This window comes from Pseudomonas sp. Irchel 3H7 (genome assembly GCF_900187605.1).
GTDB lineage: Bacteria > Pseudomonadota > Gammaproteobacteria > Pseudomonadales > Pseudomonadaceae > Aquipseudomonas.
Window position 1 is genome coordinate 323,706 of the sequence record NZ_FYEA01000005.1, and the last position, 13,354, is coordinate 337,059.

A 13,354-nucleotide genomic window follows, 5' to 3' on the forward strand; every position below is an offset into this window, starting at 1 on the left:
CGAGAATGAGGCCAACCCATTAGTGCTTACGCGGCTTCCGGGCTTGGTGCGCGACGCACGTCCGGCTGCTTCCACGAATCGGCAGCGCTTTCTTCGATGGCTTGCTGGATGGCTTTCTTGCGCGCTTCTTCGGCACGGCGGCTGAAGAACCAGACCATGAAGGTCACGATCGACACGGCCAACAGAATCAGACTCGCCACAGCGTTGATCTCAGGCTTCACACCCAGACGCACCGCCGAGAACACTTCCATCGGCAGGGTTGTCGACCCCGGACCGGAGACGAAGCTCGCCAGCACCAGGTCATCCAGCGACAGCGCGAACGACATCATGCCGCCCGCCGCCAGCGATGGCGCGATCATCGGGATGGTGATCAGGAAGAACACCTTCCACGGCCGCGCACCGAGGTCCATCGCCGCTTCTTCGATCGACAGGTCGAGCTCACGCAGACGCGCCGACACCACCACCGCCACATACGCCGCACAGAACGTGGTGTGGGCGATCCAGATGGTGACGATGCCACGTTCCTGCGGCCAGCCGATCATCTGCGCCATGGCCACGAACAACAGCAACAGCGACAGACCGGTGATCACTTCCGGCATTACCAATGGCGCCGTCACCAGACCGCCGAACAGCGTACGGCCCTTGAAGCGAGTGATGCGCGTCAGCACGAACGCCGCCAGTGTGCCCAGCGCCACCGCAGCAACTGCGGTGTAGCAGGCGATTTCCAGCGAGCGCAGCACCGAGCCCATCAGTTGGGTGTTGTCGAGCAACCCGACGTACCACTTGATCGACCAGCCGCCCCACACCGTTACCAGTTTCGAGGCGTTGAACGAGTAGATCACCAGGATCAGCATCGGCAGGTAGATGAACAACAAACCGATAACCAGCATCAGGCTGGAGAAACGGATGCGCTTCATTCTTTGCCCTCCATTTCTTTGGCCTGACTGCGGTTGAACAGAATGATCGGCACAATCAGGATCGCCAGCATCACCACTGCCAGCGCGGATGCCACCGGCCAGTCACGGTTATTGAAGAACTCTTGCCAGAGCACTTTACCGATCATCAGGGTTTCCGGACCGCCGAGCAGTTCCGGGATCACGAACTCACCGACCACCGGGATGAACACCAGCATGCAGCCGGCAATAATGCCGTTCTTGGACAGCGGGATGGTGATTTTCCAGAAACTGTTGAAGGTGCTCGAACCCAGGTCCGATGCGGCTTCGAGCAGACTGTTGTCGTGCTTCACCAGGTTGGCGTATAGCGGCAGGATCATGAACGGCAGGTACGAGTAAACGACACCGATGTACACCGCAAGGTTGGTGTTGAGGATCTGCAGTGGCTCATCGATGAAACCCATGCTCATCAGGAAACCGTTGAGCAAACCGTTGTTGCTGAGGATGCCCATCCACGCGTAAACGCGGATCAGGATCGCCGTCCAGGTCGGCATCATGATCAGCAGCACCAGCACCGTTTGCAGCTCTTTACGGGCGGTGGCGATGGCGTAGGCCATCGGGTAGCCGATCACCAGACAGAGGATGGTGCTGATCAGCGCCATCTTCAGCGAGCCGAGGTAAGCGGCGATGTACAACTCGTCGCCCGCCAGCATCGCGTAGTTGCCCAGGTTCAGCAGCAGTTGCAGCTTCTGCTCGGCGTACGTGTAGATCTCGGTGTATGGCGGGATGGCCACGTCGGCTTCGGCGAAGCTGATCTTCAGGACGATGAAGAACGGCAGCATGAAGAACAGGAACAGCCAGATGAACGGGACCCCGATGACCAGTTGGCGGCCATTGGGGATTATTCGGTTGATGCGGCGTTTGAATTTGCGCATGTTCATGAGCGAAGTACCACGCCGCTGTCGTCTTCCCACCACACGTAAACCTGATCGCCCCAGGTCGGACGCGCGCCACGGCGCTCGGCGTTGGCGACGAACGACTGCACCAGTTTGCCGCTCGGCAGTTCAACGTAGAACACCGAGTGCCCGCCGAGGTAGGCGATGTCGTGCACCTTGCCGCTCGACCAGTTGTATTCGCAAGTCGGTTGATCGGCGGTGACCAGCAATTTCTCCGGACGGATCGCGTAGGTTACGGACTTGTCCTGCACCGAGGTGCTGATGCCGTGGCCGACGTAGATCTGCCGGTCGAGGTCTTTGCAGGTGATGGTCGCGTGGCCCTCAGCGTCGTCGATCACTTCGCCTTCGAAGATGTTGACGTTGCCGATGAATTCGCAGACCAGACGGCTGGTCGGGGTTTCGTAGATGTCGATCGGGCTGCCGATCTGGGCGATCCAGCCCAGGTGCATGATCGCGATGCGCTCGGCCATGGTCATGGCCTCTTCCTGGTCGTGGGTCACCATTACGCAAGTCACACCGACGCGCTCGATGATTTCCACCAGTTCCAGCTGCATTTGTGAACGCAGTTTCTTGTCCAGTGCGCCCATCGGCTCGTCGAGCAGCAGCAGTTTCGGCCGCTTGGCCAGCGAACGTGCCAGTGCCACACGCTGACGCTGACCGCCGGACAGTTGATGCGGCTTGCGCTTGGCGTACTGGCTCATCTGCACAAGCTTGAGCATCTCGGCCACGCGGGCATCGACTTCAGCGGCCGGGATCTTGTCCTGTTTGAGGCCGAAGGCGATGTTCTGCGCCACGGTCATGTGCGGGAACAAGGCGTACGACTGGAACATCATGTTGATCGGTCGCTCGTACGGCGGCATGTCGGTGATGTCGACGCCGTCGAGGAAAATGCGCCCCTCCGTGGGCCGTTCGAACCCTGCCAGCATCCGCAGCAGAGTGGATTTGCCCGATCCCGAACCGCCGAGCAGGGCGAAGATTTCGCCTTTCTTGATTTCCAGGGACACATCGTCCACGGCAATCGTCTCGTCGAACTTCTTCGTGACCCGGTCGATTTTGACCAACACCTGTTTCGGTGTCTGGTCGCCCTCGAGGGCTTTCTTATAGGCGCCGGAGGCAACTGCCATTTACGAAACTCCCAGAAAAAAACAATGCAGTTCGCCCCGCAAGGCGAACCCAGGATGGTGTGTGCCTTACATCCCCGACTTGACCTTGGTCCAGCTGCGGGTCATCAGGCGCTGAATGTTCGGTGGCAACTCGATCGACACATAAGCCTTGTCGATAACGGCCTGCGGCGGATACACCGACGCATCGGTGCGGATGGATTGCTCCATCAACTTGTCCGCACCCGGATTAGGGTTGGCATAACCGACGTAATCACTGACCTGAGCGATCACCTCAGGTTTCAGCAGATAGTTGATGAAGGCATGGGCCTGCTTCACGTTCGACGAATCCTTGGGGATTGCCAGCATGTCGAACCACAGCGCACCACCTTCTTTCGGCACCGCGTAGGCGATGTTCACGCCCTTCTTGGCTTCGGCTGCGCGGTTCTTCGCCTGGAAGATATCGCCAGAGAAACCGATGGCCACGCAGATGTCGCCGTTGGCCAGATCACCGATGTATTTCGAGGAGTGGAAGTAGGTCACGTAAGGACGCACCGCGAGCAATTTGTCGGTGGCTTTTTCGTAATCCTTCGGATTGGTGCTGTTGGCATTCAGGCCCAGATAGTTGAGCACGGTCGGCATCATTTCATCCGCCGAATCGAGGAATGCCACACCGCAGCTTTGCAGCTTCTTGATGTTCTCAGGCTCGAACAAAACACCCCACGAATCGATCTTGTCGACACCCAGAACGGCCTTCACTTTATCGACGTTGTAACCGATGCCGTTGGTGCCCCACAGGTACGGCACGGCGTACAGGTTGCCCGGATCGTTCTGTTCCAGACGCTTGAGCAGCGCCGGGTCGAGATTGGAATAATTTGGCAACTGCGACTTGTCGAGTTTCTGGAACGCGCCGGCCTTGATCTGCTTGCCGAGGAAGTGGTTCGACGGCACGACCACGTCGTAACCGGTACGCCCGGCCAGCAGTTTGCCTTCCAGGGTTTCGTTGGAATCGAACACGTCATAGACCGGTTTGATCCCGGTCTCTTTCTGGAAGTCGGCCAGGGTGGTCTCGCCGATGTAATCGGACCAGTTATAAATATGCACCGTACCGGCGGCCTGGGCTCCGACAGCAACTGTCAGGCCGGCAGTGGCCAGCAGGGCTTTGCGCAAAGAAGAAAAAATAGGCAAGTGGAGGTCCTCTAAATTAGTTGGGCCCAAGTTGCCCCGCGCTGCATGACAGCCGTGGCTGCCCGGCAACAAAACCGGCGCGCAACTTACCCTCGAAAAACCGTTCCTGCAAAACTTCCTGTCATTTAATTGATCCGCTGGCCGCCTTCGCGGGAGACGACGGCCAGCGGTTGTTGCTTCAAACCGGCTTATTTACCGGATTTGATCTTGGTCCAGCTGCGAGTGATCAAACGCAAGGTCGCTGCGTCCAGGTCGCTAATCGCGTAGAGCTGCTTCTTCACTTCAGCCGATGGGTAGATGCTCGGATCGCTGGTGATGTCTTTGTCGACCAGTGGCGTAGCAGCTTTGTTGCCGTTCGGGAAACGCACGGCGTTGGTGATGCCGGCCATCACTTGCGGCTCAAGCAGGTAGTTCATGAACTTGTAGGCGGCTTCGACGTTTTCGGCATCCTTGGGAATGGCGACCATGTCGTAGAACGTGCCAGCACCTTCTTTTGGAATGGTGTATGCCAGCTTGACCTTGTCACCGGCTTCCTGGGCGCGGGTCTTGGATTGTTCCAGGTCACCCGAGTAACCGACGGCGACGCAGATGTTGCCGTTGGCCAGGTCGGAGATGTACTTGGAGGAATGGAAGTAGGCAACCGAAGGACGAATTTTCAGGAACAGGTCTTCGGCGGCCTTCAGGTCAGCCTTGTCCTTGCTGTTGGTCGGCTTGCCCAGATAGTGCAACGCCGCCGGAATCATTTCGGTCGGTGCGTCGAGGAAGCTTACGCCGCAGCTTTTGAGCTTCTCGATGTTTTCAGGCTTGAACACCACGTCCCAGGAATCGATCTTGTCGATGCCCAGCGCGGCCTTGACCTTGGCCGGGTTGTAGCCGATACCGATCGAGCCCCACATGTACGGGAACGCGTGCTTGTTGCCTTGGTCGCTGGCATCGCCAACAGCCTTGAGCAGGTCTTCGTCGAGGTTCTTCCAGTTCGGCAGCTTGGACTTGTCCAGCTCTTGGTAAACACCGGCCTTGATCTGCTTGGCGAGGAAGTTATTGGAAGGCACCACGATGTCGTAACCGGACTTGCCGGCCAGCAGCTTGGCTTCCAGGGTTTCGTTGCTGTCGAAGACGTCATAGACGACTTTGATCCCGGTGGCTTTTTCGAAGTTGGCCACGGTGTCCGGGGCGATGTAGTCGGACCAGTTGTAGACGTGCAACACCTTGTCGTCCGCCTGAACCGCAGCCGCCATGACTCCCATCAGGGACATGGCGAGCAGAGTCTTGCCAGCGAGCTTTTTGCCTAATGCCTTCATGCGTTAATGCTCCAAATTTTTCTTTTTTGAACCACTTTGTTCAGCGGCCGAACCCGGACAACTGGAACCGCGGCTAGTCTGGCAAGATCCGAGGCGGTCTTTCAAGAAAAGACCAGCCTTTCTGACAGCTTTAAGCGCGAGCGCCACGGCTCCCCCGCTCAAAGCCTAGCACTTAGCCCTGCAACGCACTGAGGGTCAGGTCCAGACACTTGCGTGCCTTTGTAACCAGCTCATCGATTTCCGCTTTGCTGATCACCAGCGGCGGCGCAATGATCATGGTGTCGCCCACAGCGCGCATGATCAGGCCGTTGTCGAAGCAGAACTGGCGGCAGATCATGCCGACGCCCTTGCCTTCGTAACGCTTGCGCGTGGCCTTGTCCTGCACCAGCTCGATCGCGCCCAACAGACCGACTCCGCGAACTTCACCCACCAACGGGTGATCGTTCAGTTCCCGCAGACGTTTCTGCAAATACGGTGCCGTTTCGTTGTGCGCGTTCTCGATAATTTTTTCATCACGCAAGATGCGGATGTTTTCCAGGCCCACCGCTGCTGCCACCGGGTGACCGGAGTAAGTGAAGCCGTGATTGAAATCGCCGCCTTCATTGAGCACCGCCACCACGGAGTCGCGAACGATCAGGCCACCCATCGGGATGTAGCCGGAGGTCAGGCCTTTGGCGATGGTCATCATGTCCGGCTTGAGATCGTAAAAATCACTGCCGAACCACTCACCGGTACGGCCGAAACCACAGATCACTTCATCCGCGACGAAGAGGATGTCGTACTTGGCGAGGATTTCCTTGATGCGCGGCCAGTAGCTGTCGGGCGGAATGATCACGCCGCCGGCGCCCTGGATCGGCTCGGCAATAAAGGCACCGACGTTGTCGACGCCGACTTCGAGAATCTTCTCTTCCAGCTGATTGGCCGCCCAGATACCGAACTCTTCCGGGGACATATCGCCGCCTTCGGCGAACCAGTACGGCTGCGCGATGTGGACGATGCCCGGGATCGGCAAGTCGCCTTGTTCATGCATATACGTCATGCCACCGAGACTCGCGCCGGCCACGGTCGAACCGTGATAACCGTTCTTGCGGCTGATGATGACTTTCTTGTTCGGCTGGCCTTTGATCGCCCAGTAGTGCCGGACCATGCGCAGCATGGTGTCGTTGCCTTCGGAGCCGGAACCGGTGAAGAACACGTGGTTCATGCCTTGCGGTGCCACGTCGGCAATGGCCTTGGCCAGTTCCAGCGCCGGCGGGTGCGCGGTCTGGAAGAACAGGTTGTAGTACGGCAGTTCGCGCATCTGTTTGGCAGCCGCGTCGGCCAGCTCATCGCGACCATAACCGATGGCCACACACCACAGACCGGCCATGCCGTCGAGAATCTTGTTGCCTTCGCTGTCCCACAGGTAAACGCCCTTGGCGTTGGTGATGATCCGCGGGCCTTTCTCTTTCAGCTGCTTGAAGTCGCTGAACGGGGCCAGGTGATGATCATTGCTGAGTGCTTGCCACTCGCGGGTTTGCGGGTTGTTGCTGGTCATGCCAATTCTCCTTGTTATCGGTGAAGGCGCGGCCGGTGAGGACCGCGCCCGGCGTATCAGACGGCGAAGAGCAGGTACTCACGCTCCCAGGAACTGATCACGCGCTTGAAGTTTTCATGCTCGGCCCGTTTTACCGCGACGTAGCCTGTGATGAAGGTTTTGCCCAAGTACTTCTCGATGGTCGCGCTGTTTTCCATACGCTCCAGCGCATCTTCGATGGTCAGCGGCAGGCGCAGGTTGCGGCGCTCATAACCACGGCCCACCACCGGCGCGCTCGGGTTGAGGCCTTCAACCATGCCGATGTAACCGCAGAGCAGGCTCGCGGCAATCGCCAGGTATGGGTTGGCGTCAGCGCCCGGCAGGCGGTTTTCCACACGGCGGTTCTGCGGGCCGGCATCCGGTACGCGCAGGCCGACGGTGCGGTTTTCTTCGCCCCACTCGACGTTCACCGGTGCCGAGGTGTCCGGCAGGAAGCGGCGGAACGAGTTGACGTTCGGTGCGAACAACGGCAACAGCTCAGGAATCAGTTTCTGCAAACCACCGATGTGGTGCAGGAACAACTGGCTCATGGTCCCGTCTTCATTAGAGAAGACGTTCTTGCCGGTCTCGATGTCGATGATGCTCTGGTGCAAGTGCATCGCACTGCCCGGCTCGCCGGTCATCGGTTTGGCCATAAATGTCGCGGCTACATCGTGCTTGAGCGCGGCTTCGCGCATGGTGCGTTTGAACACCAGGATCTGGTCGGCCAGCGACAGTGCGTCGCCGTGACGGAAGTTGATTTCCATCTGCGCCGTGCCGTCTTCGTGGATCAGCGTGTCGAGATCCAGCTCCTGCAGTTCGCACCAGTCGTAGACGTCCTCGAACAGAGGGTCGAATTCGTTCGCCGCTTCGATCGAGAACGACTGACGACCGATTTCCGGACGGCCCGAGCGACCAATCGGCGGCTGCAACGGATAGTCAGGGTCGTCGCTGCGCTTGGTCAGGTAGAACTCCATCTCCGGCGCCACGATCGGCTGCCAGCCTTTGTCAGCATAGAGTTTGAGGACTTTCTTGAGGACGTTGCGCGGCGACAGCTCGATCGGGTTGCCTTGCTTGTCGTAGGTGTCGTGGATCACCTGCGCGGTCGGCTCGATGGCCCACGGCACCATGTACACGGCGTTCTGGTCGGGGCGGCAGATCATGTCGATGTCGGCCGGGTCGAGCAGTTCGTAATAGATGTCGTCTTCGACGTAGTCGCCGGTCACGGTCTGCAACAGCACGCTTTCTGGCAGACGCATGCCTTTTTCGGCGATGAACTTGTTGGTCGGCGAGATCTTGCCCCGGGTGATACCGGTCAAGTCGGCGATCATGCATTCGACTTCTGTGATCTTGTGGTCTTTCAACCAATCGGTGAGCTGGTCGAGGTTGTTACTCATAAATGCCTCTGGGCTGAGTCTCCTGACAGAATGTCAGGCAAAGTTTGACGCTTGGAGCGTCGCGTTAAAGGGGGCTTGCTCGCGCAGTACCGGCTTACGCCCGGCACCGCGCATAGACAATGAAAGAGGAGCTTACCTGCCCTTTACGCTGGCGTTGCATTTCCTGTGCACAGTCCAGGCGTGCAGAATCATGAGCACGGCTGGGCAAGCGGCACAGGCTTTGAGGATGAAAGCGATCTATATTGGAAGGGGACGCCATAAACAGGATGCTTTCCCGTACGTCCAGAATATCGGACCCTGGCGCTTGAACGGCCATGGACGGGAATATCGTCGGCAACTGGCGAGCCATGCTGGCTGCGCTACGGACGGATTGGTCGCCACTGATGTGATGAGCATGCAGACCGGACTGTTGCGAGCAGTCGGTGATGCCGATTAACGGCAGGCGAGACATGAAGCACCCCGGTATTATTGCTGTTATGGGTTTGATCCGAGCTTAGCCTTGTTCATTTTTTTACACAACACCCCCGTAAAAAATACAACACGGCCTGCTCAAGCCCGCGGGTGCACAGTCTTCCAGGGACAAAAAAACGCCCGAAAGTGCCCCATAAATGCCCTTGCAGCGCTTTTTTAGGGCAAAAAAGGCCTCGCTTGACTTCGGCAGGCCGTTCGGGTTGACTGAAACCAGAAAAGATCAATGATTGATATTTTTAACAACAAAGGTGTTGCATCATGTCGGTACCCCCGCGTGCCGTTCAGCTTAACGAAGCGAACGCGTTCCTTAAGGAACATCCTGAGGTTCTGTACGTTGACCTTCTGATTGCGGATATGAATGGTGTGGTGCGCGGCAAGCGCATCGAACGCACCAGCCTCCACAAGGTTTACGAGAAAGGCATCAACCTGCCGGCCTCTCTATTTGCTCTGGATATCAATGGCTCTACGGTGGAAAGCACCGGCCTGGGCCTGGACATCGGCGACGCCGATCGTATCTGCTATCCAATCCCCGATACCCTGTGCAACGAGCCATGGCAGAAACGCCCGACCGCGCAACTGTTGATGACCATGCACGAACTCGAAGGCGACCCATTCTTCGCCGATCCGCGCGAAGTGCTCCGTCAAGTTGTTGCAAAGTTTGACGAGCTGGGCCTGACCATCTGCGCCGCATTCGAACTCGAGTTCTACCTGATCGACCAGGAAAACGTGAACGGCCGCCCTCAGCCGCCACGCTCGCCGATCTCCGGCAAACGCCCGCACTCGACGCAGGTCTACCTGATCGACGACCTCGACGAATACGTCGACTGCCTCCAGGACATTCTGGAAGGTGCCAAAGAGCAAGGCATCCCTGCCGACGCCATCGTCAAGGAAAGTGCCCCGGCGCAGTTCGAAGTGAACCTGCACCACGTCGCCGACCCGATCAAGGCCTGCGACTACGCGGTACTGCTCAAGCGTCTGATCAAGAACATCGCCTACGACCATGAAATGGACACCACCTTCATGGCCAAGCCTTATCCGGGTCAGGCCGGTAATGGTCTGCACGTACACATTTCGATTCTGGATAAAGAAGGCAAAAACATTTTTGCCAGCGAGGATCCCGAGCAGAACGCCGCGCTGCGTCACGCGATCGGCGGTGTGCTCGAGACCCTGCCCGCGCAGATGGCTTTCCTCTGCCCGAACGTCAACTCGTACCGCCGTTTCGGCGCGCAGTTCTATGTACCGAACTCGCCTTGCTGGGGTCTGGACAACCGCACCGTGGCGATTCGCGTACCGACCGGCTCGTCCGATGCCGTGCGTATCGAACACCGCGTCGCCGGTGCCGACGCCAACCCTTACCTGCTGATGGCTTCGGTACTGGCCGGCGTGCACCACGGTCTGACCAACAAGATCGAGCCGGGCGCGCCAGTCGAAGGCAACAGCTACGAGCAGAACGAGCAAAGCCTGCCGAACAACTTGCGCGATGCCCTGCGTGAGCTGGACGACAGCGAGGTGATGGCCAAGTACATCGATCCGAAGTACATCGATATCTTCGTCGCCTGCAAGGAAAGCGAGCTGGAAGAGTTCGAACACTCCATCTCCGACCTTGAGTACAACTGGTATCTGCATACCGTTTAAGCGGTTGCAGCTTCAGGAAAGAACGCCGTTGGCTGATTTAGCCAACGGCGTTTTTTTATGGCCGCCTGCGGCGGATCGCTGGCAAGCCAGCTCCCACAGGGATTTTCTGCGCACATAAATCCCGGTTCACTGAAGATCACTGTGGGAGCTGGCTTGCCAGCGATGGCGGCCGACAAGACAACACAGGAACCGGCTCGTACAATGCCCGCTGCCCCGCAGGAGACTTCCATGACGCGACCCGCCCCCGTCCGCAAACCCCGTGCCCGCAGCCAGGCGCGCATCGATTCGATACTCGACGCCGCGCGCACATTGCTGGCCGCCGAGGGTGTGGCGAGTCTGTCGATCTATAGCGTCGCCGAGCGCGCGCAGATTCCGCCCTCCTCCGTGTACCACTTCTTCGCCAGTGTGCCGGCGCTGCTTGAGGCACTGACGGCAGATGTACACGCGGCGTTCCGCGCCTGCCTGCAAGCGCCGATCGATCATGACGCGCTGCGTGACTGGCGAGATCTGTCGCGACTGGTCGAGCAACGGATGCTGGAGATCTACGACGAAGATGCGGCGGCGCGCCAGTTGATCCTCGCCCAACACGGCTTGACCGAAGTGACCCAGGCTGACCGTCAGCACGACATAGAACTGGGCGACCTGATGCACAAGCTGTTCGATCATCACTTCGAGTTGCCGAGGCTGCCGGAGGATGTCGATGTATTCGCCCTGGCGATGGAGTTGGGTGACCGGGTTTATGCGCGCTCGGTGCAGCAACATGGGCAAATCACGCCGCGCATGGCCGAGGAAGGGATGCGGGTCTTTGATGCCTATATCGGCCTGTATCTGCCGCCGTATCTGCCCAAGCGTTGAGCCATGATCGTTCCCACGCTCTGCGTGGGAATGCAGCCCGTGACGCTCCGCGCCACTGGACGCGGAGCGTCCCAAGAGGCATTCCCACGCGGAGCATGGGAACGATCGCCAGGCACAAAAAACCCCGAAGGGCTCACGCCCTTCGGGGTTGTTTTTTACTCACCGGCTTACAACTTGGCGATCGACACCTCGGTGGATTTCACAAAGGCGATCACTTCGCTGCCGACCACCAGTTCCAGCTCCTTTACCGAGCGGGTGGTGATCACCGAAGTGACGATGCCGGAAGCGGTCTGCACGTCGATTTCCGACAGCACGTCGCCGAGGACGATTTCCTTGATCGAGCCTTTGAACTGGTTACGGACGTTGATGGCTTTGATAGTCATGGCAATGATTCCTGTCGTTTGCTTGAGTTATTGAGCCCAACGCAGTTGCGTAGGCAGTGGTGAAACAGGTTCCGGCGCCGGCGGTTCGCCGGGCAGGGAGAGAACACGGTTAAGCACTTCGGTTTCCAGCGCTGCCAGCCGATGCGAACCACGTACCCGAGGGCGCGGCAGTTCGACATGCAGGTCGAGGCCGACTTCGCCGTCCTCGATCAGAATCACCCGGTCGGCAATCGCCACCGCTTCGCTGACGTCGTGGGTCACCAGCAGCACGGTGAAGCCGTGTTGCTGCCAGAGACGTTCGATCAATTGCTGCATTTCAATGCGGGTCAGCGCGTCCAGTGCGCCGAGCGGTTCGTCGAGCAATAGCAGACGCGGTTGATGGATCAGCGCACGGGCCAGCGCAACGCGTTGCTTTTGTCCGCCCGACAACGCTGCCGGCCATTCATTGGCGCGATCCGCCAGCCCCACCGCGTCCAGTGCTTCGAGAGCTTTCGGGCGCCAGTTGCCTTTAAGGCCCAAGCCGACGTTGTCGATGATCTTTTTCCACGGCAGCAGACGCGCTTCCTGGAACATCAATCGGGTGTCTTCCCGCGCATCGCTCAGCGGCGCAGAGCCGGCCAGCAAGTCACCGCCCGTTGGTTGATCGAGGCCGGCGAGCAAGCGCAGCAAGGTACTTTTGCCGCAACCACTGCGACCGACCACAGCGACGAATTGCCCTGCCGGAATGTGCAGATCGATGTCACGCAGCACCTGCCGCGTGCCGAAGGTTTTCTGCAGGTTGCGCACCGCCAGCGGAATCCCGCGCAGCAGGCGTGGAGGTTGTTGAGCAGTCATGCCGCACCTCCTTTGGCAACCTGATAGGCCGGGTGCCAACGCAACCACACACGTTCAAGTCCACGCGCCGCAAGGTCAGCGAGTTTGCCGAGCACCGCGTAAAGCAGGATCGCCAGCACCACCACGTCGGTCTGCAAAAACTCGCGGGCGTTCATCGCCAGATAGCCAATGCCGGAGCTGGCGGAAATGGTTTCGGCGACGATCAGCGTCAGCCACATAAAGCCCAGGGCGAAGCGCACACCGACCAGAATCGAAGGCAGTGCACCCGGCAGAATCACCTGCCAGAACAGGCTGAACCCGCTCAAGCCATAACTGCGCGCCATCTCCACCAGCGCCGGGTCGACGTTGCGGATGCCGTGATAGGTATTCAGGTAAATCGGGAACAACGTACCCAGCGCCACCAGAAAGATCTTCGCCGACTCGTCGATGCCGAACCACAGGATCACCAGCGGAATCAGCGCCAGATGCGGCACGTTGCGGATCATCTGCACCGAGCTGTCGAGCAGGCGTTCGCCCCACTTCGACAGGCCGGTGATGAAACCCAAGACCAGCCCGATGCTGCCGCCGATGGTGAAACCGAGCGCCGCGCGCCAGCCACTGATCGCCAGGTGCGTCCAGATTTCGCCGCTGCGCACCAGGCTCACGCCGGCCTCGATCACCGCCACCGGTGCCGGCAGAATCCGCGTCGACAACCAACCGGCCGACACCGACAACTGCCACACCGCCAGCAACAACACCGGCAACGCCCAGGGCGCGAGGCTGTGGATGATTTTCTTCATGGCGCGC

The 13,354-nt window shown here is 59.1% G+C and carries 12 protein-coding genes; 2 read left to right on the top strand and 10 right to left on the bottom strand.

The features are described from left to right. Nucleotides 1-26 precede the first annotated feature (26 nt). The 7 genes from CKW38_RS11910 to CKW38_RS11940 all read right to left on the bottom strand — a co-directional run bounded on the left by CKW38_RS11910 (nucleotide 27) and on the right by CKW38_RS11940 (nucleotide 8,390). Complete coding sequence (locus tag CKW38_RS11910) at nucleotides 27-917, bottom strand: ABC transporter permease subunit (RefSeq protein ID WP_007913861.1); 891 nt, start codon at nucleotides 915-917, stop codon at nucleotides 27-29. Continuing rightward, nucleotides 914-1,795, bottom strand: coding sequence for an ABC transporter permease subunit (locus CKW38_RS11915; protein WP_176091783.1), 882 nt, complete (start codon nucleotides 1,793-1,795; stop codon nucleotides 914-916). Before CKW38_RS11915 ends, CKW38_RS11910 begins: the two co-directional genes overlap by 4 nt. Before the next feature lie 35 nt (nucleotides 1,796-1,830). Next, nucleotides 1,831-2,973 carry an ABC transporter ATP-binding protein gene (locus CKW38_RS11920; protein WP_007913856.1) on the bottom strand — a complete coding sequence of 381 codons (1,143 nt, stop codon included), beginning with the start codon at nucleotides 2,971-2,973 and terminating at the stop codon, nucleotides 1,831-1,833. 66 nt (nucleotides 2,974-3,039) lie between these two features. After that, nucleotides 3,040-4,137 (bottom strand): polyamine ABC transporter substrate-binding protein, encoded by a 1,098-nt coding sequence (locus tag CKW38_RS11925; RefSeq protein WP_095112831.1) that lies wholly within the window; start codon nucleotides 4,135-4,137, stop codon nucleotides 3,040-3,042. A gap of 188 nt (nucleotides 4,138-4,325) precedes the next feature. Further along, entirely contained in the window at nucleotides 4,326-5,438 is a 1,113-nt protein-coding gene (locus CKW38_RS11930) for a polyamine ABC transporter substrate-binding protein (protein WP_095112832.1), read from the bottom strand. Between the two features lie 172 nt (nucleotides 5,439-5,610). Beyond that, nucleotides 5,611-6,975, bottom strand: a complete 1,365-nt coding sequence (locus CKW38_RS11935) for an aspartate aminotransferase family protein (protein ID WP_007913848.1) — start codon at nucleotides 6,973-6,975, stop codon at nucleotides 5,611-5,613. 56 nt (nucleotides 6,976-7,031) lie between these two features. Then, nucleotides 7,032-8,390, bottom strand: coding sequence for a glutamine synthetase family protein (locus CKW38_RS11940; RefSeq protein ID WP_007913846.1), 1,359 nt, complete (start codon nucleotides 8,388-8,390; stop codon nucleotides 7,032-7,034). A 729-nt stretch (nucleotides 8,391-9,119) separates the two neighbouring features. Here CKW38_RS11940 and CKW38_RS11950 point away from each other — a divergent pair. Together CKW38_RS11950 and CKW38_RS11955 are read left to right on the top strand one after the other, a co-directional pair. Then, a complete protein-coding gene (locus CKW38_RS11950) occupies nucleotides 9,120-10,496 on the top strand; it encodes a glutamine synthetase family protein (protein WP_007913842.1) in 1,377 nt (458 codons plus the stop codon). A 228-nt stretch (nucleotides 10,497-10,724) separates the two neighbouring features. Beyond that, nucleotides 10,725-11,351 carry a TetR/AcrR family transcriptional regulator gene (locus CKW38_RS11955; protein WP_007913840.1) on the top strand — a complete coding sequence of 209 codons (627 nt, stop codon included), beginning with the start codon at nucleotides 10,725-10,727 and terminating at the stop codon, nucleotides 11,349-11,351. Nucleotides 11,352-11,518: 167 nt separating this feature from the next. Here the strand turns inward: CKW38_RS11955 and CKW38_RS11960 are convergent, their stop codons facing one another. The 3 genes from CKW38_RS11960 to ssuC are packed head-to-tail and all read right to left on the bottom strand — an operon-like array spanning nucleotide 11,519 to nucleotide 13,347. Then, on the bottom strand, nucleotides 11,519-11,734 hold the full coding sequence (locus CKW38_RS11960) for a molybdopterin-binding protein (protein WP_003229256.1): 216 nt from the start codon (nucleotides 11,732-11,734) through the stop codon (nucleotides 11,519-11,521). 27 nt (nucleotides 11,735-11,761) lie between these two features. Next, entirely contained in the window at nucleotides 11,762-12,568 is an 807-nt protein-coding gene (ssuB, locus tag CKW38_RS11965; RefSeq protein WP_095112834.1) for an aliphatic sulfonates ABC transporter ATP-binding protein, read from the bottom strand. Continuing rightward, nucleotides 12,565-13,347 carry an aliphatic sulfonate ABC transporter permease SsuC gene (ssuC, locus tag CKW38_RS11970; protein WP_003229260.1) on the bottom strand — a complete coding sequence of 261 codons (783 nt, stop codon included), beginning with the start codon at nucleotides 13,345-13,347 and terminating at the stop codon, nucleotides 12,565-12,567. The genes ssuB and ssuC overlap by 4 nt, the downstream gene beginning before the upstream one ends. Nucleotides 13,348-13,354: the final 7 nt, after the last annotated feature.